A 19,011-nucleotide genomic window follows, 5' to 3' on the forward strand; every position below is an offset into this window, starting at 1 on the left:
GTGTGTCGATGCGAACTGCACGGCTGATCCCGGGACTCACCGCGGCGGCGGTCGCGATGACGCTCGGCGGGGCGGTGCTCGCCACCGCTTCGCCCGCCATGGCGGCGGGACGCAACGGAGTCTGTGACGACGGCGAATTCTGCCTCTACTACAACAGCAACCAGGGCGGTTCGGTCTCCGACTTCACCGGCTCGGTTTCCGACTACGGCGCCAAGCAGCCCTCCTGCTACGACTTCAAGGGCGCAGGCGCCGGCAGGGGAATCTGCGTCAAGAACAACGCCGCCTCCGTGTGGAACCGCACCGGCGGGACCGTCACCGTCTACTACAACAGCCGCTACGGCGGCCACTCCCAGAGCTTCGGCTCGGGCGTCAGGGCCAACCTGGACTCCACGCTGAAGAACGAGAACGCCTCGCACCAGTTCGGCATCTCCGTGCCGCCTCCGCGTGGCCCTTGCGAGACCGACGGCACGAACACCAGGACCCCGTCCTCGATCCTTGTGTACCGGGTGTCCCAGAGGCGCGTGGAGCGGGTGGACTTCAAGACGTACGTCAAGAACGTCCTGCCCAATGAGTGGATGGCAGGCTGGCCGAGGGAGTCCCTCAAGGCCGGGGCGATGGCCGTCAAGAGCTACGGCTGGTACTGGGCGATGCACTCGTCGCGCAAGACGCCATGGAAGCAGTGCTTCGACGTCTACGACACCGATTCGAGCCAGGTGTACCACCCGGGCTCCGCGACGTCGTCCACCAACGCCGCCGTGGACGCGACATGGAGCACCCGGATGACCCGGAGTGGCTCGATCTTCCAGGCTCAGTACTGCTCCTACCCGGCCGCGTGCAGGGACTACCGCACGGGGCAATGGATGTCGCAGAACGGCTCGCGTGACTTGGCCAAGAGCGGCTGGGGCTACGCCGGCATCCTCCACCACTACTACAACGGAATCGCGCTCTCCTGATCCCCTGAGGACACAGGTCGACGTTCCCGGTTCTCCGTCGCGGCCCACGCCGCGGCGGAGAACTAGGGTTCGTCGACGATGACCTGAAGGTTGACCGAACGCTTCCCGGGGAACGCGACCGTGCCCGACGCGTCCAGCATCTTGAAGCGCACGAAGCACAGGCCGGACTTGCCCGGCATGACGACCTCGGTGGAGATGTCCGCCATCTCGCCGGGGAGTGTGTCGCCGATCGGGATGTTGGTGGCGGTCCGGCACTGGCCCGGGCGTTGCGGCAGGTCGAGCCGGACCAGGGAGTACCCCTGCCACGGCACGGTCCCGATGTTCTTGATCCGCCAGACCTTGGTGACGGTCTTGCCGGGCTCGACATGCGTGCAGTCGGTCAGCGTGACGTCGCTGACGAAGATGGACGCGTCGCCCTGGTGCGCGGGCGGCGCCGCCGGCGGTTGCGGCAGGTGGACCGGACAGGACGGCACGGCCTCCGCCGTCGGGCCGGACGGGTTCAGGGCGTGTCCGGCGGACCCGAAGGAGCCGCGGTTGAGGGCGACCACGGAGATGACCACCGTCCCCATGACGACCGCCGCGGACACGGCCGTGACCGGACGACTCGGACGGAACCGCCTCCGCCGCCCCGACGCCGGGACGGCGAGCAGGACGTCACCGGCGACCGGGACGACCGGCCGGTTCCGGTCCGCGGACTCGTCGGCGCGCAACACCTCGCCCGCGAGCCAGTCGGGTTCCCGGTCTCCGTCTGTGCCTCGATCAGGCTCATGGACTTCACCTGTGAACCGGTCGGGCTCCCGAACCTCACCCGCGAGCCGGTCGACCGACTCCGGCTGGCCCTTGTCCGTGAGCCCCTCGGCGAGCCGGGTGTCCTTCGGGACTTCGCCGGACACGTCGTCGCCAGATCGGCCGTCGCCGGACGGATCGTCGCCGCCGACGGGAGCAGCCCCGGAGACGTCCGCGGGTTCGTCCGTTGACGCGTCCGCTGGGCCGTCCACGATGGGGTGGCCTCCGGTGGTCACCGACCTGACCGCGAGGTTCGCCTTCTCCCAGCGTTCGCGGAACTCCGCCGGATCACCGCCGCACACCTTCACGAACTCGACGGTGGTGCCCCAGCTCGGGAGCCGGTTCCCTCTCGTGGCCTCGTGCAGTGTCGCGTGCGAGATCGCTCTCGACCGGCCGGACATCTCCCGGAATGACGGATTGCCCACGGAGTTACGCAGTTCCCGCAGAACTGCCGCGAAGTGCTCGATCGCCTCCGCTCGCGCACGCATGCGGTCCACCGAGTGAAGCTAACAGCGGCCACACGCTTTACTCAAGTTTGAACATGCACCAGGAGGCGACCCTCGGCCGACCGGTCAGCGCAATTCGGTGCAATAACTAGAGACTCCCAGGTCACAGCCTCGCTCCAACGCGCCTCTACCCAAGGGCTCCGGCGTAGGGCATGATCCCCCGACGGATCGGCCCGACCCCCGGCCGGTCCATCGGCCCGCCCCTGGAGGAGCCTTGTCCCGTCCCATCAGTGCGCCGCGCCTCGCGCTGGCCACCGCCGCCGCGATCGCCACCGCTTCCGGACTCGCCGTCACCCCCGCCGACGCCGCACCCGCCACCGGGCCCACGACCGGCACCGGGCAGGTCTTCATGGTCAACCCCGTCCAGTCGTCGGGGAACGAGAACCTGAAGGACGACAAGGACTCCGCCTCGGCCGTCCCCACCTCCGCGTACGCCACGGTCGCCCTGCGGAACCTGGACGGCAGCGGCAACCTCGCCGGCCGCTGGGCCGTCGTCCGCTCGTCCACCGGCGCGCCCGCGTTCTCGTCCACCGGCTCCTTCAGGTTCACCCGTGACGCCGACCAGTTCGAGCAGGTCATGGCGTACTTCTGGGTCAACGAGGCGCAGGAGTACCTGCAGGGCCTCGGCTTCGGCTCCGAGTTCCCCGGCGCCAACGACAAGCCGCAGAACGTCCGGATCAACCAGTACGGGGCCGACAACTCGTTCTTCACCGACAAGAAGAACGAGATCCGCTTCGGCAAGGGCGGCGTGGACGACGCCGAGGACGGCGAGGTGATCGTCCACGAGTACGGGCACGCCGTGCACGAGGCCCAGGTTCCGGGCTTCGGGTCCTCGGAGGAGGCCGGCGCGATCGGCGAGTCCTTCGGCGACTACCTGGGCGTCGAGGTGGGCCTGGCCGCGGACGCCCGGTACGGCTGGCCGCGCCTGACCCCCGAGGCCTGCGTCGGCGACTGGGACTCCACCGAGTACACCACGACCACGCCGCACTGCCTGCGCCGCCTGGACACGGGCAAGGTGTACGGCGACAAGGTCGGCGAGGTGCACGCCGACGGCGAGATCTGGTCCAACGCCCTGTGGGACATCCGGCAGGCGCTGGGCGCGCGCGTCGCCGACCGCATCATCGTCAACGCCCAGTTCTCCTTCGCGCCGGACACCGGCTTCAGCGCCGCCGCGAAGACCACGGTGGCCACGGCCCGCACCATGTACGGCGACAAGGCCGCCGAGACGGTGCGTCGAGCCTTCGCCGCACGCCAGATCCCCGGACTGTGACGCATCGCCGGATGCCGGGCCGCCGTGGCCCGGCATCCGGCGCCCCGGTGCCGCCTTTGTATGCGTGTGCGGATGTATGCGAGCGCGGACATCACCCGCAGGATGGCGTCCGAACGGACACGTGCAGGCCATCCGGACGCGTGCAGGCAGTCCGGACACGTGCGGGTCGTCCGTCCTCTTTCTTCAGCTGTAGCCGTCGGAGCCATGCGACAGAATGCTGTTCGGCGTTCCCGACAAGAGGAAGACATGGCGGACGAAGAGACCCTCACCGGCACCGAGGCATCGCATGACGGCGACGCGGAATCCCCGAAGCCCGCGGGCGGCCTCACGCCTCTGCGGCAGCAGGCCGAGGCGACGTTCAAGGCCCTTGACAGCGACGAGGACGGCTTCGTCACCCGGGACGAGCTGCGCACGTCCTACAAGAGCCTCGGCCTGGACCTCCCCGAAGCGGCCATCGACCAGCTGATGAGCGCCGACACCAACGGCGACGGCAGGATCGACCTCGAGGAGTGGCTGCGGTCCGTCGACCAGGCCCAGCCCGAGCCCGCCCCCGCCCCGGAGCCTTCCGCGCTCGACTGACGCTCCACGAGCTCAGCGTCCCGCCGGATCGTCACGAGGACGGCGCCCTTCCTGGGCACCGCCCTCGCGGCATGGTCCAGCCACCTCAGGGCCGCCATCATGGGACGCATGGGTACGTGGGTGTACGTCCGTGGCTGGCTGGAGTTCACGGGCCAGAAGGCCGAGGCTGAACGGATCATCCAGGCCGAGGGCGCCGAGGGGTGGAGCTTCCCCGAGGGCGGCTGGCTGGACGCCGCGTGCTTCGCCCGAGCCGTCCGCTCGTCCGACGAGGTGCTCGCGCTGGTCCGGAAGGTCGCGGCGCTCCCGGCCACGGACGAGGACGGCGATCGGGTGGGCGGGCTCTTCCTCGTCTTCGACGAGCGCGACGGAACCGGCCAGGTCGAATGGCAGGTCAGGGACGGCCAGGTGTTCATCGATCAGGCGCCGTCCCGCTACGACTACCTCTGGCGCTAGCCGAACACGCTCAAAGAGCAAGGTCATAGGCCGTTTCCCAGTTCCTCCACCCCCTGATATCCATCTTGTATACAAGTCGCATACTCTTGGGATACAAACCTCCTCCCCGGAACGAGAGATCCCCGCCGCGATGCACGGAACCGACGAACCGCGTCCCGCCACGTCCGCCTGGCGGCCCGTCGCCGCCGCGATGTTCTGCTGCGGCTGGGCGGGCAACCAGTTCACGCCACTGCTGGTGATGTACCGGAAGCTGGGCGGCTACTCGCCCCTCACCGTGGACGCGATGCTCGGCGCCTACGTCCTCGGGCTGGTGCCCGGGCTGCTGGTCGGCGGCCCGGCCTCGGACCGCTACGGCCGCAGGCCGCTGATGCTCATCGGGACGGCCCTGTCGGTGATCGCGTGCGCGGTGCTCGCCGCCGGTCCCCTGGGCGTCGGCCCGATCTTCCTCGGCAGGATGCTGACCGGTGTGGCGGTCGGTGTCGCCATGGCGGTCGGGACGAGCTGGGTCAAGGAACTCTCCGGTGCTCCCTTCGATCCGGACGCGTCGCCCGGCGCGGGCGCGCGACGTGCTTCTCTGGCGCTCACGGCCGGGTTCGGGATGGGGGCGGGCGTCGCGGGCGTCCTGGCTCAGTGGGCTCCGTGGCCCATGGTGCTCCCCTACCTGCCCCCGATCGCCCTCTCCCTCGCGGTGCTGATGCTGTTGCCGAAGGTCCCGCAACTCTCCCCAGGACGAATCGAAGGACCGCTTTGGCGGGATCTGCGCGTCCCTGCGGCGGGGCACCGGCGGTTCGTCAAGGTCGTGCTCCCCACCGCCCCCTGGGTTTTCGGCGCCGCCGGCATCGCCTACGCCATCACCCCTCAGTTGGAGGCCGACCGGATGGGTACCTGGCAGCTCGTCTACGCAACGGCGCTGACCGTCCTCACGCTGGGGACGGGGGTGGCCGTGCAGCCCATCGCCAAGCGGCTCGACTCGCTTTCCACCGCGCGAGGCGCGATGGTCTCGCTGGGCCTGGTCGGCCTGGGTGCGCTCATGGCCGCGCTTAACGCAGGACCTCGTTCGCCCTGGGCGGGGTTGGCCGTGGCGGTCGTCCTGGGCGCGGGCTACAGCATCGGGCTCGTCAACGGGCTCCTGGAAATCCAGCGCATCGCCACAGGACGAGACCTGGCCGGGCTCACAGGCGTGTTCTACGCCCTCGCCTACACGGGCTTCCTGCTCCCCGCCACGCTGGCGCTTCTTTCTTCCACTCTCTCCTACACCTTCCTTCTGCTTATGGTGACGGCCGTCGTGCTCACTTGCCTGGGCGTCGTGGCGACCAACTCGCGCCGCCACCTCCCCATGAGCAAGTTCGCAGGCACACCGCAGAGCACACTGCACCTGGACCGAGCAGACGCGCAGGCATGAGCCAGAGCCAGATGAGCGCAGGCAAGGTGAGCCAGGTCCGCATGGCTGAGGGCCGGATGGGCGCGCGCACCCGCGTCCCCAGTGCGCCCCAGACGCTGAAAGCAGCGCGCGATCTGCGGGACGATGACGGCATGACCATGCGCACCCCCGCCGCCGAACGCGCTTACTCGCACGTGAGGCGGCGGCTCCTGGACGGCACGCATCCTGGCGGCACGCTGCTGTCCGAGGGCGCGCTGGCCGACCAGCTGGACATCTCCAGGACGCCGGTACGCGAGGCGCTCCACCGACTGGAAGCCGAGGGATTCCTCCGGCTCTACCCGAAGCGCGGCTGGCTGGTCGTCCCCGTGACCTTGGCCGAAGGCCGGGAGACGATGGAGGCACGCCTGCTCCTGGAGCTCTACGCGCTCGACCGCGTGGCCTCCATGGGCCCGGACGCGCTCCGGGAACTCGGGCAGGCGCTCGCCCCGGACGCCGACCCCAGCCGTCCCGTCCGGGACGACGACTTCGTCGACATGGGCGCGTCCTTCCACAACCGGCTCCTCGCCGCGGCCGGGAACTCCGTCGTCCAGGACATGTACGCGCGCCTGTGGAACAAGCAGCTCCGGCTCACGGCGGGCTCCGTCGCCGACCCGGACAACGCGGCCGAGGACGTCGAGGAGCACGGCCGGATCGCGGCCGCGCTCCGCGACGCGGACGCTCCCCTGGCACGAAGGCTGCTCCAGGAGCACGCGGGAGGCATCCTCAGACGGCTGGGTCTCGGCGGGCAGGACATCCGCCTCCCTCCCGCCGCGAACTGACCGGCACTCGCATCACTCCTGCTCAGTCATCCCGACCGGGAAGTTATCCACAGCTCGGAGCGGAAGACGCGGGTCCTCGGCGCCCGTGCCACCCTGATGAGGACGCCCTCGACCGCGAGGGCACCGGAGAGATGGGTCGGGATGGACTTCAGAGACGACGCCGAACTCGACGCCTCCCAGGTCGAGGACGCGCGCGGCGGAGGCGGCGGTGGCATGCCCGGCGGCATGATCATCGGCGGTGGGGCCGTCGGCGTCGTCGTGACGATCGTCGCGCTGGTGTTCGGCCTCGACCTGACCGGCGGCTCGGGGTCCGGCTCCCCTCCGGGCGGCGGGCAGGGCGCGGTCGGCTCCGGCTCGAACCTCGCCGCCAAGTGCCGCACGGGCGCGGACGCCGACCAGTCCGCGGACTGCCGCATCGTCGGCACCGTCAACAGCGTCCAGAAGTACTGGTCGCGGGAGTTCACGGACCAAGGCCGCCGCTACTCACCAGCCAAGACGCGGCTGTTCAGCGGTGCCACCCAGACCGGGTGCGGTCACGCCACCTCGCAGGTCGGCCCGTTCTACTGCCCCGCCGACCACCGCGTCTACCTCGATCTGTCGTTCTTCAACGACCTCCAGCGCGACTTCGGCGCGAAGGGCGGCCCGTTCGCGCAGGCGTACGTGGTCGGCCACGAGTACGGTCACCACATCCAGAACCTGCTCGGCACGATGGGAAAGGTGAAGGCGAACGCCAAGGGCGCCACGGGCGGCTCCGTCCGCCTCGAGCTCCAAGCCGACTGCTACGCCGGCGCCTGGGCCAAGAACGCCGTCTCCACCGGCTTCCTGACCCGCCTCACCCAGAGTGACATCAGCGAGGCCCTGGACGCCGCCGGAGCCGTCGGCGACGACCGCATCCAGAAGCGCGCGCAGGGCCGCGTCGACCCGGAGGGCTTCACCCACGGCACCGCCGCCCAGCGCCAGAAGTGGTTCTCGACCGGCTACCAGGCAGGAGATCCCAGCCGATGCGACACCTTCTCCGGCTCCATCTGAGCCGTCCCGCCGACACCCGAGGACGCCCATGACCACGCCTCACAGGACCGACCGCCCGCTCCCGGCATCCGAGACCTCCGCCACAGCCGTGGCCGCAGCCGGATTCCCCGCATCCGCTCCCCGGACGTCCTCGCGTCGATCCGGCACCGGCCGGGCCCCGGCGGCGACCACGTCGTCCATGGCCCCCGAGACCGTAGACTCGAAACCGTGATCTTCAAGGCGGTCGGTGACGGAAAGCCCTATCCGGAACACGGCCTGTCCTCCCGCGACTGGGCCAAGCTCCCGCCGCGCCAGGTCCGGCTCGACCAGCTGATCAGCACCAAACGCGAACTCGACCTGCAGTCCCTCCTGGCCAAGGACTCCACCTTCTACGGCGACCTGTTCCCCCATGTCGTCCACTGGAGGGGCGAGTTCTACCTCGAGGACGGCCTGCACCGAGCCCTCCGCGCCGCCCTGCAGCAGCGCCTCGTCCTGCACGCCCGCATCCTGGACCTGGACGCCGTGGACATGGGCACTCCAGCTGACCCACACCGGGCGCCTCCCCAGCACCCGTAGGCGCCGACCAGCCAGCCATCCCCACCACGAAACGCCAAGCCGACATCAGGTCGGCCGCAGGCGATGCGTCCACATACCCGCATGTCCGGATCTGCCTCTTGAACGCGCCCCGAACCCGGCGTTGGCTGAAACCGAAGGAAGGGCGAGGCGATGACGGGGTCAGCATGAGCCGGAAGGACTGGGTACCGGGCCGGAACCTCTCGATAGAGATACTCGCCTGGCAGGCAGCCCGCCCTGTCCTGGCCCGCCGTGCCTGGTCCTGGTGGTCAATCCCTCTACGCATCCTCGCAGCGGGGCCGCGCATGCCGAATCGCGGCGCCATGGCCGCACCCACCGCCCACTCCTACACCCAGGAGATCAGCAACGACCGCCTGACCGATTACGCGGTAGCGGTGGACGAGGCGACCGAACGCCTGAACAAGCCCGAAGTCGACCTCCTCCGCGCCACCGGAGAGCTCCCGTCCTGGTTCTACGACGAGGTCGAGCGCCTCTGCGAGGTCTGGCGCCGCACCAAACGGAACGCCTGACCCCGCCCGCTCGAACCCCGCCGCACCCCGTCAGCGTCAACGACCGCGTCAGCGGGCCTCAGCGTGCTCGCGAACAGGTCCCGTGGCCTCAGACTCGATCAGGCGCTCGAACTCCGATTCGACGGCGGTCCCGCTGGGCCGAACGAACCCCGGCCGGGACGCCAGAAGGCCGAGGACCAGCTCGGGCACGATCAGCACGAACAGCAGGCCGAGGGAGATCGTCCAGCCGCCGGTCAGGTCGTGCAGCAGGCCGACGGCCAGCGGCCCCACGCCGGCGAGCAGATAGCCCGCGGTCTGCGCCATCCCCGACAGGCGCGCGGCGACCATCGGGCTCGACGAGCGCAGGTTGAGCAGGGTGATCGCCAGCGGGAACGCGCTGCCCGTGCCGAGGCCGAGGAAGGCGACCCACACCCATGCCGCGGACGGCGCGACGAGCAGGCCGCCGACGCCCAGGACCATCGTCGCGGCGACCGCGATCACCAACGCGCCCTGGCGGCGCATCCGAGCCGCGGCGACCGGCGTGGCGAAGCCCAGCGGGATGCCGATCAGCATCATCACCGAGACCATCGCGCCGGCCTCACCCGCCGCGACCCCGTGGTCCCGCATGATCTGCGGCAGCCACGACATCAGGACGTAGAACATCAGCGACGCCAGCCCCATGAAGCCCGCGACGGACCAGGCCAGCGGCGACCGCAACAGCGAGCCCTCCGCACCGGCGGCCCCGCGCTCCGCGGCGGCCTCGGCGGTCGCGGAACGCCGATCACGGCGGACACGGATCGCCAGCGGCCCCCAGGCCAGGGCCCCGATCAGCGACGGAACCGCCCACACGGCCAAGGCCATCCGCCAGCCGCCCGTGTTGTCCAGCGGGACGGCCAGCCCGGCGGCGATCGCGCCGCTGCTCGCCATCAGCATCATCATGAGACCGGTCAGCGAGCCCACCCGGCTAGGGAACGCGCTCTTGATCATCGCGGGCATCAGCACGTTGCCCATCGCGATGCCCGCCCCCGCGAGCACCGTCCCCCCGAACAGCGCCGTCTGCGCCGGGACGACCCGCAGCACGATCCCGCCCGTGATCAGGACCAGCGCGACCGTGATCGCCGCCTCGGGCCCGACGCGCCGCGCGAGCACCGGCGCCAACGAGGCGAACACCCCGAGGCACAACACGGGCAGCGTGGTCAGCACGCTGACCTCGACGCCGCTCAGACGCAGCGACTCCTGCAGGTCACTGAGCACCGGCGCGACGCCGGTGATCGCCGCCCGCAGGTTCACGGTCAGCAGGATGAGCCCGACAAGGGTCCAGATCGCCGTCAGCCGCGAAGCGGCCGGGACAGTGGTCGATGCCTTGGTCTTCATGATCCTTCGGTTCCGGGCGCCGCCGCAGCGCCGCCATCGTCGTGAATGTTCTTACTGATCAAGCCGTAACCCATGGCCAAGACGCCGCGCTTCCCTCACTCGAAGCCCACCGTCCAAGCCCCACACCGCGAGCCCACGCCCGCCCGCACAAGCCGTCCCACGCGAACCGACCCACGCCGCACAAGCCGACCTGCGCGGACCGCACCGCACGAGCCGCCCGCGCGAACCGATCCGCACGGACCACGCCGCACGAGCCGCCCCACGCGAGCCGCCCACGCGAATCGATCCGCGCAAACCTGTTTCCCCTTGGGCCGATCCGCTTGAGCTGCGAACCCCTCCGCGGCGATCCGCACGCTCGGCGAGCCCGGCTGGGCACACGCCGTCGGGAGTCAGCCGAACGCGGACGCCCAGCCCTCGCATCAAGCCCCACGCCGTGCGAGCCCAGTCACGTGATGCGAGCCCAGGTCGCGGGGAGCCGGGCTTTCAGCAGTGCCCCACCACACGGATTCCTCCGTGCTGCGCTGCCCTGCCCGGACGTTCCGCGAACTCGGTCAGCGCGTCCGAACCTGGAGCCTGGATGAACGGGCCCCACCGTCTGCGGGTGCACCCGGTTCGCAACGACCGCCGCGAGCCGGCACACGAACGCGCAGTGGCCGACCCTGCGACGCGACCGCCATCCGCGCAACGACCGCCGCCCGCACGACGCGCCCTGCCCACGCAACGCGCTCCGCCCATGCGACGCCCTTGGCCCACGCGACGCCCTTGGTCCGCGCAGCACGCCCTGTCGGTGTGCGGCGTGGGCCCATGTGCGCGGGCCGAATTCGATGCGCGCGCCTTGCAGCTCATCCAGTACGAGTCCGCCTCACACGTCGCCTGGACTGGCGCGTGCAAGGCCCGGGCTTCGCGGCCCGGTGCGGCTCCACCGTCGGCCCCTCGGGTCATGTGGCCGCTCCGTGTGAGCGCTGGATGCCCGGATGACACGGCGCCCGGCCACCACCCGTTGTGCCTGGTACTGGGCCAGTGCACTGCACCTGGGCAGTGCATGGCGCGCTGGAACGTGCCAGTGGTGTGGCCCGGACGGGCTCAGGAGCCTTGAACCCTCGCTGGACGGCCTGGTCCCGGTCTTGATGAGGCCAGGTGGCCGACGCGTCCACGAGACGTTCGGCAAGGCACCCGTGAGGTCGTCACTGGTTGTCTCGCGTGAACGCGCACGTGGGACGCACGTCCGAGAAGGAGCAGGTCGGCGCCCGCGCGGGCCGTCTAGGCGGCACGTGATGGTCGCCGCGGAAGGCGGGGCCGGGCAGAGGTCAGGGGACGTCGGGGACGGAACGCTCGACTTCGTCGTCGGTGTTGTGGTCGTCCGCCTCGTCCATGATCTGGTCGAGGCATCGGCGGGCGGCGGAGGCCGCGGCTTCGCCGTCGCCTGCGGCGACGGCCGCGGCGATGGGGCTGTGCGGGATGTCGACGTGCTCGACGACGGCCCCGGCGGCGCCGATGCTCGCCCGCAGGGCGGCGCTGAAGTCGCGGTACAGCTCGATCAGCATGCCGTTGTGGGTGGCTTCCACGACGGCGGTGTGGAAGACGAGGTCGGCCTCGACGAACTCGGAGGTGTCGCCGTTCGCCCACGCCGCGTCGCGCCGGGCGAGGGCCAGTTCGATCGCCGCGAGGTCGGCCGGGGTGCGCCGGGCGGCGGCGAGCCGGGCCGCCTCCACCTCCAGGCCGCGACGGATCTCCAGGGTCTCGACGAGCTCGGCCCGCTCGAGCCGCCGCCGCATGGCGCCGGACATCTCGCTGGTCGCGCGCACGTACGTGCCGTCTCCCTGGAGGCTCTCCAGGATCCCGGCGTGCGTCAGGGCCCGGACGGCCTCGCGCACGGTGTTCCGGCCGACGCCGAGGCTCTCCGAGAGCACCGGCTCGGGTGGGATTCGGACGCCGACCGGCCACGTGCCCGCGACGATCTCGCCCTTGAGCTGGTCGATCACCTGCTCGACCAGGGACGAGCGGCGAGCTGTTCGCAGTGTCACGTTCCTCCTCCCGAGCCGTAGTACCGGATGCTTGGCTCCAATGAACCAATCATCCCATGTCTCCATGTTAGGACGTCCAGAGCCGGGTCCGCCATTCCCGCCCCGGCCGTCTACGGCTGGACGACCACCCCATGGCCTCGTGCGCGCGCGGCGGCCAAGACGAGGGAGACCGCCGCGATGTCCTGCGGAATCACGCCGACAGACTTGTAAAGCGTGATCTCGTCCGGCCCCTTCCGCCCCGGGCGTGTGCCTTCGATCACTTCGCCCAGTTCAGCCCGGACATGGTCCGCCTTGATCACTCCCCTCTCGATCGGATCCGCGAGATCGAGGTTGGGCGGGACGGCCTCCAGCGCGGCCCGCCGCGACTCCACGAACAGCGCGGATTCGGCGATGGTCGCGTCGTCCACCTCACGCCCGCGCGGGTTGTAGCCGACCGACGTGATGTGCGTGCCTGGAGCGATCCACGCACGCCGGATCACGGGCTCGACCGCATAGGTCGCGCCGCACACGATGTCCGCGCCGTCGCAGGCCTCCTCATAGGACTCCACGGCGCGCACAGGAACCTCGCCCGACACCTCCTCCGCGAACGCCTGCGACCGGTCGAAATCGCGGCCCGCCACACGGATTTCCTTCAGTGGGCGTGCGAACGGCAATGCCCGAACATGCGCTCGCGCCTGAGGCCCCGTTCCCAGGACAGCGGCGACCGAGGCGTCCGGACGGGCCAGCAAGCGCGCCGAAAGCGCAGCGCAAGCCCCTGTCCGGGCTGCCGTGAGGTACGTCCCGTCCATGAACGCCGCGGGTTCGCCCGTTCGCGGGTCGAACGCGACGACCACGGCTTGGCGTACCGGCAGGCCGCTCCCCGCGTTCCCCGGGAACACCGACACGAGCTTGCTGATCAGCAGGTTCGCGGACGGCGCGTACCCGGGCATGTCGAGCAGCAGCGCGTCCGCCTCCGGGACCGGCGCCACTGTCCGGGCGGGGACCTCCGCCCTCCCCGCCGATAGATCGGCCATCGCCGGTGCCAAGGCGTCCACCAGCGCCCCGATGTCCAGCAGTTCCTCGACGTCCGCCCGCGAAAGCACGATCACGCCGGCACCGTACCGCCCGCCTCCGACATTCCCGCGCCGCCGACGAACGCTCATGCTCCTCGGGCATGCCCGAGGAGCATGCCCGAGGAGCGCGGCAGCCGAGCAGGGGCCAGGAAGACGGGCCAGGCGCGCAGGACCCGCCTCTTGGGGGATTTCAGCAGCTCAGCAGGACACTCGCGCGCCACAGCGGCCGGACACCACAAGACGTTCGCACCCACCCCAGAACAGCGGCTGAGGGTGGGTGCGAACGTCGTGGTGGGTCAGACTCCGATGTCGCAGGGAGCGGTGTGGGGACGGGCGGAACGAAGGCCCACGGCCTCGAGCGCCCGGCGGTAGGCGGTGGTGGCGGCGAAGGTGTCGCCCGCGTACTGGAAGAGATCACCCAGTTCGTGGAGCAGACGGGCGGACGCGCGGCTTGCCGGGAGCTCGGTCAGCTGCGTGGACGCGGCGCGGAGCACCACGAGCGCGGCCTTCGGGTCCTGCTGCGCCACTCGTGCGCGCGCGAGGACGAGACGGGCCTGCGCGACCTTGTGCGTGCGTGCGACGAAATCGGTGTCCGGGGGCGGGCCGAGCGTGCTGAGGCCGTCCTCGTGGGGCGCGGCCAGGACCATGCCGGTCTCGAGGAATTCCTCCAGACCGGAGATCGCCTGCTCGGGCTGCCCAAGAATCACCAGCGCGCGTGCCGTTTCCACGGTGCGTTCGGTGGCCTCGGCGCCTTCCAGGTCCTCGGCCCCCTGCAGCAGACGCAACGCCTCCTCCGCGGCGGCGGGGGACGCGCCCAACGGCATGTCCTCCCGAACCGGCGTCTCGGCGGCGAACGCCGGGACGCCACGGAGCAGGGCCTTCGCGGCGGCGAGGTCCAGACGCGCGAGCGCACGAGGACGAGTGCCCTCCCCTCGCGCGGAGAGCGCCTGGTCGGCGAAGTAGAGCGAGTCGCCGATCGCGCTCCGGTCGAGGGCGCTGACACTGGCCTTCTGGTAGCAGGCGCTCAGGGTGTCGCCGTCGCCGGTGCGTCCGGCTTCCTCGGCGGCGAGCAGCGTCCGTCCGAGCGCGTGCGCACGTTCGAACTCAGAGCGGTCCACATAGGCGAGCAGCAGCATGCGGCCCACCTCGATCCGCTCGTGCCCGCGCGTGAGGCCGAGCTCGTCCAGGCGCGCGAGGGTGCGTTCCCCCAGCGCGATGGCCTGGCCGAGGTCGCCGACCGCGTGGTAGCAGCGGGCCAGCGCGATCACCGGCGGAAGCCAACTGGTGCGCCCGGGGTCGCGTTCGGCCTGCTCGCGCAGCTCCTCGAAGAGGGCGATGGCGTCATCGACCCGGCCGAGGCGCTCAAGCGCGTGGGCCTGTCCCTCACGCGCCCGCGCGGTGAGATCCGGGTCGTCGCTGCGCTTGATGACGTCCTCGAAGACGGACGCGGCGCCGCGCGGATCACCGGCGAGCAGGGCCAGGTGCGCGTGGCGCTCCCGGACCTCCAGGTGCGCGCGCTGCTCGGGCTCCACGCCCTCGGCGAGGTACTCGGGCGTGCAGCCGAGACGCTCGGCCAGCATCCGCAGGACAGTGGGAGTGGGAGTCCGCTTACCGGACTCGATCAACGAGATATAGCTGTCGGAGAGGTCGTGTCCGGCGAGCTGCGCCTGCGACAAGCGTCTGGTCAGCCGCAGGTTGCGGACGCGCTCCCCGACGTTGCCTGGACCCGGCATGAGAACTCACTTAGCGGAAGTAAACAGGCGGCTGGGGTTCCGACATAATTGCACATCGTCGGTTATCGCACGTCGAGAGTAACGAAGCGGTCCCAGTCGTCCCTAGATACGGCTTTGGCGGTGATAACGGTGCAACTCAGTAGATCATGCTGGACGGACGCCGCGCACGGAAGGCGTACCACGCCCGTGAGAGCTCACCGCGACCGCCTCGACGGACCGTCCAGCACGGGGATCGCGGTTCCCGGCGCGCGAGAATTCGCACGCCACAACGCGTTTCGGCCCGCCCGCCCGAGGTCCCGGCCGCATCCGCCAGGGTCGGCGCGTGACGTAGATCACACTCGCGTGATCAGTCGTCGGAGGCGTTCTTGTTGGGGAAGATCATCTCGCAGACCTCGAGGTACAGCTGCTCCGGGTAGGGCAGGTACGGGACGGCCGAGAGGGCCTGGTCCTGACCGGCCGACTCCAGGACGAACTCGCCGTACCCGAGCATGCGGCCCGCGACGGTGCGCTTGAAGCTCATGTCCGTGACCTTCGCCAGCGGCATCATCGCGACCTTGCGCGTGACCAGGCCGGTGGTGAGCAGCATCCGCTGGTTGGTGATCACGAAGTAGTCCACCGACCACTCGGCCACCCGCCAGACGAACCAGGCGAGCAGGATCAGCCAGCCCCACCAGATCCAGCTGATCACCGTGCCGGCGTCGCTGGCCAGGGTGTTGCTGAGGACCCCGGCGAGGATCAGGCCGCCGAGGACGAGCCCGACCGGCAGCATCAGCACGGCCGGATGGCGCCGAACCGTGATGACCTGCGACTCGTGCGGGAGCAGGTACTTGTTGACCGAAGCCGGAGCGGAGTCCCCGGGAGTGACCAGGCGCATGGGTGACCTCAGCCGAGCGCGTCGAGGAAGGTGGCCACGGAACCCGCGGCGGAGGTCAGTCCGTCCGCGATACGGGCGACCGCGCGCGCCGCACCGTCGGGCTGCTGCACGAGGTAGACCACCGCGACCGCGGCGGCTGCCCAGGCGACGTACTTCTTGGCGGGCACTCATGCCTCCCTGAACGGACGTCCCACAGACCCTTGGTCAGTTTCGCACAGCGTCCAGGCCCGGCAAAGCATTCCCGCGACGCCTCCACCACCGTGTCACCAGAACATGACCCCAACGTTCCAGGGCGCCCGTTCGTTCTGTGGGGTGAGGGACGACGGAGACGGAAGGGTCAGGGGGTGTTGCCCAGTGAGGTGCGCGGTGAACGGCGCTTCTTCTCGGCGGCAACGACGGCGAGCACCTGAAGGTGCTTGCGCGCGACGCGCTCCACCAAATCCGGCGACGCCGCGCCGGTCACCTCGAGCGCCCCGAACCGCGCCGCGGCGACACACCGCTCCACGATCCGTCCGTCGTGCACACCTGAGAACTCCCGGGCGAGCCGCTCGCCGATCTCACCGAATGGCGGTTCGGAATCCGGACGCTGAGCCATGACGCATCCCCCAAGCTCGCTCCCCACGCCCCGATCCTGAACCGTCCCCGTTGTGCCGAAGCGGCGGAGAGGAACGCCCCTCGACGTTCCGTTAATCCATTACTACCCATGGTGACCATTCAGCGAACCACCAAGATCACCAACTCCACGGGAGGCCCGAGGAAACGACCACCAAGAGCCACACGGAACAGCTGAGCCAAGGCTCCATGCCGCCGACGACGAACCGCCCCCTTGAAGCCCACAGGGCATCCGAGCAGCGCAAACGCACGAGGAGGCAGAGCATCCGGACCAGCGAACGCACTGCGGGACTCACAGCGGGACGCGGAATGCCCTGGAGCCGCAGAAAGGCTTGGATTCTGCGGGCACGGAACCAACCCAGCACGCCCCATGCCCAGCGATCCAGCCGTTGGCCCCGTTGGGGTGGCGCTGGTCTCCAGGTGAGAGCCGGCCGCCCCCGCTTGGCACCACCGGTATGGGTGATGGTGGAGCGGGGGCGGCGCGGGCCTCGGGCGGTCGCGGGCGAGTCAGAGCCCGTCGGTCGCGGCAGGAACCGGTCAAAGCCCCGTCGTCGCGAAGACCCGAGCAGCCCCGACCGTCGCGAGAGCTGGTCAGACTGCCGCTCGTCGCGAAGAGCCGAGGGCTGCCGCTCGTCGCGAAACGCCCGTCAGGCGGCCGGGCGTGGCGAGAGCCGCTGACTGCCGGTCGTGGCGAGGGTGGTGGCTGCCGGTTGCGGCGGGCGGGCGGCCTGGGGTGGTCGGGCGGGTCAGACGACGCCGTAGAGGCGGTCGCCGGCGTCGCCGAGGCCGGGGATGATGAAGCCGTGCTCGTTGAGGTGGTCGTCGATCGCGGCGGTCACGACGCGGATCGGGGCGTCGATGTCGCCGACGGCCTCCTCGAGGTGCTTCAGGCCCTCCGGGGCGGCGAGCAGGCACAGGGCGGTGACGTCGCGGGCGCCGCGGTCGAGCAGGAGCCTGATGGCGGCGGCGAGGGTGCCGCCGGTGGCCAGCATCGGGTCGAGGACGTAGCACTGGCGGCCGGACAGGTCGTCCGGGAGGCGGGTGGCGTAGGTCTGCGCCTGGAGCGAGCCCTCGTCCCGGATCATCCCGAGGAATCCGACCTCGGCGGTGGGCAGCAGGCGCGTCATGCCGTCCAGCATGCCGAGACCGGCCCGCAGGATCGGCACGACCAGCGGCTTCGGGCTGGCGAGCTGGACGCCGTGGGCCTCGGCCACCGGGCTCTGGACGGTGACGTCGGTCACCCGTACGTCCCGGGTCGCCTCGTAGGCGAGAAGGGTCACCAGCTCGTCCGCCAGACGGCGGAAGGTGGGCGAGTCGGTGCGCACGTCCCGCAGCGTGGTCAGCTTGTGGGCGACGAGCGGGTGGTCGACGGCAAGGGTCTGCATATGTTCACGGTAGCCGACCCCGGATGGCTGATCAGATCGCGCCCGGCCTGCGGATAGGACGCCGAACCGCTGGGCACCATGGCGGTATGGACAGCGATCGTGAAGTCCGCCCGAGAGGTGGCTCCCGGCCCGTCCGGGAGCCCGCCCCAGACCCGCCCGGCGGGGAGGAGAGCCCGCGGGTGCGTGTCGGAGCGACCACCTGGAACGTGGACGGCCCGGCCGTCACGGAGAGTCCGGGAGCACCTGTCGGAGCGCATCGAGGCTCGGCGCGCGCCGAGTCGGGCCGTCCGGCACGCGAACAGGCGGCCGGGCGTGTCCGGCCCCCGAAGCGGGCGACCGGGCGCACACGCCCCCCGGAGACGGACCGGAACCCCCGGAGCGCGGGCGCGGCGAACGCGCCGGCGCAGCACCCCCCACATCCCGAGGCCGAGACGGCCCCCCGGCCACGAGCCGAAGCGAGCGCCCGTTCGGACGGCGACCTCGAAGACCGCGCCAGGACTCCCGATGCGGGGAGAATTCCCTGGTCGGAGGACCTTTCGGCAGCGGCAGGCGAGCCGGATTCCCCCGCCGGGGCCGGGCCTGATCGGGGCGCCTCGGCGCCCCGTCGTGAGTCACGGCACACAGGTGCACCGTCCGCTATCGGTGATCCTGGGGTCATGGCCAGGAAAGTCGCCCATCTGGATTTGGAACTCGGCGCCGAGCGCAGGAGACGTTCGGAGACCAAGCGCGTCCTCTGGCGAAACGGGGCACGCTCGGCTTCGGCAGCCGACGAGTACGCGGACGAGGACGACCTCGACGCCGTGCCCTCGTCCACCCGTCCGACCGGCGGGGAGGCCGGCGGCGCGTCGGAGCCGGCGTCCACAGGCACCCAGGAGGCAGGGGTGCTGAATCTCACCCCCGAGGAGTCGCGGGAGCGGCTGCGCCGTCGCGCTCGGTTCCTGCGAGAGCTCGCCGAGGCCCGTGAGCTGCGCGAACGGGTCACTCCGCACCGGGCGCGGCGAAAGCAGATCCACGCCGCGCTCCGTCACCGCACCTTCCGCTTCTTCGGCTGACCCTCGCCGCACCGCGGCACGATCCCTGATCAATCCGGCGATTTTCGAGGCCCGGCGGGGTCCTGGCGT

General features: G+C 70.7%; 19 protein-coding genes. 10 read left to right on the plus strand and 9 right to left on the minus strand.

The window, feature by feature from the left end; all coding sequences use genetic code 11:
• Window positions 1–8 precede the first annotated feature (8 nt).
• Entirely contained in the window at window positions 9–953 is a 945-nt protein-coding gene (locus AB0L06_RS11130; RefSeq protein WP_500230801.1) for a peptidase inhibitor family I36 protein, read from the plus strand.
• Between the two features lie 62 nt (window positions 954–1,015).
• On the opposite strand, the gene AB0L06_RS11135 is transcribed toward AB0L06_RS11130, so the two are convergent.
• Entirely contained in the window at window positions 1,016–2,227 is a 1,212-nt protein-coding gene (locus tag AB0L06_RS11135) for an NBR1-Ig-like domain-containing protein (protein WP_500230802.1), read from the minus strand.
• 232 nt (window positions 2,228–2,459) lie between these two features.
• Here AB0L06_RS11135 and AB0L06_RS11140 point away from each other — a divergent pair, with 232 nt between their 5' ends.
• From AB0L06_RS11140 to AB0L06_RS11175, 8 genes are all read left to right on the plus strand, one after another.
• A complete protein-coding gene (locus AB0L06_RS11140) occupies window positions 2,460–3,515 on the plus strand; it encodes a M4 family metallopeptidase (protein ID WP_500230803.1) in 1,056 nt (351 codons plus the stop codon).
• A gap of 246 nt (window positions 3,516–3,761) precedes the next feature.
• Window positions 3,762–4,094, plus strand: coding sequence for an EF-hand domain-containing protein (locus AB0L06_RS11145; RefSeq protein WP_500230804.1), 333 nt, complete (start codon window positions 3,762–3,764; stop codon window positions 4,092–4,094).
• A 108-nt stretch (window positions 4,095–4,202) separates the two neighbouring features.
• Window positions 4,203–4,547 carry a hypothetical protein gene (locus tag AB0L06_RS11150; protein ID WP_500230805.1) on the plus strand — a complete coding sequence of 115 codons (345 nt, stop codon included), beginning with the start codon at window positions 4,203–4,205 and terminating at the stop codon, window positions 4,545–4,547.
• A gap of 130 nt (window positions 4,548–4,677) precedes the next feature.
• On the plus strand, window positions 4,678–5,949 hold the full coding sequence (locus AB0L06_RS11155; protein ID WP_500230806.1) for an MFS transporter: 1,272 nt from the start codon (window positions 4,678–4,680) through the stop codon (window positions 5,947–5,949).
• Window positions 5,946–6,746, plus strand: coding sequence for a GntR family transcriptional regulator (locus tag AB0L06_RS11160; RefSeq protein WP_500230807.1), 801 nt, complete (start codon window positions 5,946–5,948; stop codon window positions 6,744–6,746). The genes AB0L06_RS11155 and AB0L06_RS11160 overlap by 4 nt, the downstream gene beginning before the upstream one ends.
• A gap of 141 nt (window positions 6,747–6,887) precedes the next feature.
• Window positions 6,888–7,775 carry a KPN_02809 family neutral zinc metallopeptidase gene (gene ypfJ, locus AB0L06_RS11165; RefSeq protein WP_500230808.1) on the plus strand — a complete coding sequence of 296 codons (888 nt, stop codon included), beginning with the start codon at window positions 6,888–6,890 and terminating at the stop codon, window positions 7,773–7,775.
• Window positions 7,776–7,982: 207 nt separating this feature from the next.
• On the plus strand, window positions 7,983–8,330 hold the full coding sequence (locus AB0L06_RS11170; RefSeq protein ID WP_500230809.1) for a type II toxin-antitoxin system VapB family antitoxin: 348 nt from the start codon (window positions 7,983–7,985) through the stop codon (window positions 8,328–8,330).
• Between the two features lie 320 nt (window positions 8,331–8,650).
• Entirely contained in the window at window positions 8,651–8,857 is a 207-nt protein-coding gene (locus AB0L06_RS11175) for a hypothetical protein (RefSeq protein ID WP_500230810.1), read from the plus strand.
• A gap of 48 nt (window positions 8,858–8,905) precedes the next feature.
• Here AB0L06_RS11175 and AB0L06_RS11180 read toward each other — a convergent pair whose 3' ends face one another.
• The 8 genes from AB0L06_RS11180 to upp all read right to left on the minus strand — a co-directional run bounded on the left by AB0L06_RS11180 (window position 8,906) and on the right by upp (window position 17,890).
• Window positions 8,906–10,210, minus strand: a complete 1,305-nt coding sequence (locus tag AB0L06_RS11180) for a CynX/NimT family MFS transporter (RefSeq protein ID WP_500230811.1) — start codon at window positions 10,208–10,210, stop codon at window positions 8,906–8,908.
• A gap of 1,307 nt (window positions 10,211–11,517) precedes the next feature.
• On the minus strand, window positions 11,518–12,234 hold the full coding sequence (locus AB0L06_RS11185; protein WP_500230812.1) for a FadR/GntR family transcriptional regulator: 717 nt from the start codon (window positions 12,232–12,234) through the stop codon (window positions 11,518–11,520).
• 110 nt (window positions 12,235–12,344) lie between these two features.
• Entirely contained in the window at window positions 12,345–13,376 is a 1,032-nt protein-coding gene (locus AB0L06_RS11190) for an ornithine cyclodeaminase family protein (RefSeq protein WP_500230813.1), read from the minus strand.
• 206 nt (window positions 13,377–13,582) lie between these two features.
• On the minus strand, window positions 13,583–15,019 hold the full coding sequence (locus AB0L06_RS11195) for a helix-turn-helix domain-containing protein (protein WP_500230814.1): 1,437 nt from the start codon (window positions 15,017–15,019) through the stop codon (window positions 13,583–13,585).
• Between the two features lie 346 nt (window positions 15,020–15,365).
• Window positions 15,366–15,893: a PH domain-containing protein gene (locus AB0L06_RS11200; protein WP_500230815.1), complete on the minus strand. Its 528-nt coding sequence runs from the start codon at window positions 15,891–15,893 to the stop codon at window positions 15,366–15,368.
• Between the two features lie 8 nt (window positions 15,894–15,901).
• On the minus strand, window positions 15,902–16,060 hold the full coding sequence (locus AB0L06_RS11205) for a hypothetical protein (RefSeq protein ID WP_500230816.1): 159 nt from the start codon (window positions 16,058–16,060) through the stop codon (window positions 15,902–15,904).
• A gap of 170 nt (window positions 16,061–16,230) precedes the next feature.
• On the minus strand, window positions 16,231–16,488 hold the full coding sequence (locus tag AB0L06_RS11210; protein ID WP_500230817.1) for a hypothetical protein: 258 nt from the start codon (window positions 16,486–16,488) through the stop codon (window positions 16,231–16,233).
• Between the two features lie 763 nt (window positions 16,489–17,251).
• Window positions 17,252–17,890 (minus strand): uracil phosphoribosyltransferase, encoded by a 639-nt coding sequence (upp, locus tag AB0L06_RS11215; RefSeq protein ID WP_500230818.1) that lies wholly within the window; start codon window positions 17,888–17,890, stop codon window positions 17,252–17,254.
• Between the two features lie 656 nt (window positions 17,891–18,546).
• Here upp and AB0L06_RS11220 point away from each other — a divergent pair.
• Window positions 18,547–18,942: a hypothetical protein gene (locus tag AB0L06_RS11220; protein WP_500230819.1), complete on the plus strand. Its 396-nt coding sequence runs from the start codon at window positions 18,547–18,549 to the stop codon at window positions 18,940–18,942.
• Window positions 18,943–19,011: the final 69 nt, after the last annotated feature.

This window comes from Spirillospora sp. NPDC052269, assembly GCF_040679435.1.
GTDB lineage: Bacteria > Actinomycetota > Actinomycetes > Streptosporangiales > Streptosporangiaceae > Spirillospora.

Excerpts from the sequence above, each read along its gene's own strand:
- AB0L06_RS11155 (WP_500230806.1), top strand. The coding sequence starts at position 4,678 with ATGCACGGAACCGACGAACCGCGTCCCGCCACGTCCGCCTGGCGGCCC.
- AB0L06_RS11220 (WP_500230819.1), top strand. The coding sequence starts at position 18,547 with ATGGCCAGGAAAGTCGCCCATCTGGATTTGGAACTCGGCGCCGAGCGC.
- AB0L06_RS11150 (WP_500230805.1), top strand. The coding sequence starts at position 4,203 with ATGGGTACGTGGGTGTACGTCCGTGGCTGGCTGGAGTTCACGGGCCAG.
- AB0L06_RS11175 (WP_500230810.1), top strand. The coding sequence starts at position 8,651 with ATGGCCGCACCCACCGCCCACTCCTACACCCAGGAGATCAGCAACGAC.
- AB0L06_RS11190 (WP_500230813.1), bottom strand. The coding sequence starts at position 13,376 with ATGAGCGTTCGTCGGCGGCGCGGGAATGTCGGAGGCGGGCGGTACGGT.
- AB0L06_RS11200 (WP_500230815.1), bottom strand. The coding sequence starts at position 15,893 with ATGCGCCTGGTCACTCCCGGGGACTCCGCTCCGGCTTCGGTCAACAAG.
- upp (WP_500230818.1), bottom strand. The coding sequence starts at position 17,890 with ATGCAGACCCTTGCCGTCGACCACCCGCTCGTCGCCCACAAGCTGACC.
- AB0L06_RS11210 (WP_500230817.1), bottom strand. The coding sequence starts at position 16,488 with ATGGCTCAGCGTCCGGATTCCGAACCGCCATTCGGTGAGATCGGCGAG.
- AB0L06_RS11195 (WP_500230814.1), bottom strand. The coding sequence starts at position 15,019 with ATGCCGGGTCCAGGCAACGTCGGGGAGCGCGTCCGCAACCTGCGGCTG.
- AB0L06_RS11160 (WP_500230807.1), top strand. The coding sequence starts at position 5,946 with ATGAGCCAGAGCCAGATGAGCGCAGGCAAGGTGAGCCAGGTCCGCATG.
- AB0L06_RS11145 (WP_500230804.1), top strand. The coding sequence starts at position 3,762 with ATGGCGGACGAAGAGACCCTCACCGGCACCGAGGCATCGCATGACGGC.
- AB0L06_RS11135 (WP_500230802.1), bottom strand. The coding sequence starts at position 2,227 with ATGCGTGCGCGAGCGGAGGCGATCGAGCACTTCGCGGCAGTTCTGCGG.
- AB0L06_RS11180 (WP_500230811.1), bottom strand. The coding sequence starts at position 10,210 with ATGAAGACCAAGGCATCGACCACTGTCCCGGCCGCTTCGCGGCTGACG.
- ypfJ (WP_500230808.1), top strand. The coding sequence starts at position 6,888 with ATGGACTTCAGAGACGACGCCGAACTCGACGCCTCCCAGGTCGAGGAC.
- AB0L06_RS11130 (WP_500230801.1), top strand. The coding sequence starts at position 9 with ATGCGAACTGCACGGCTGATCCCGGGACTCACCGCGGCGGCGGTCGCG.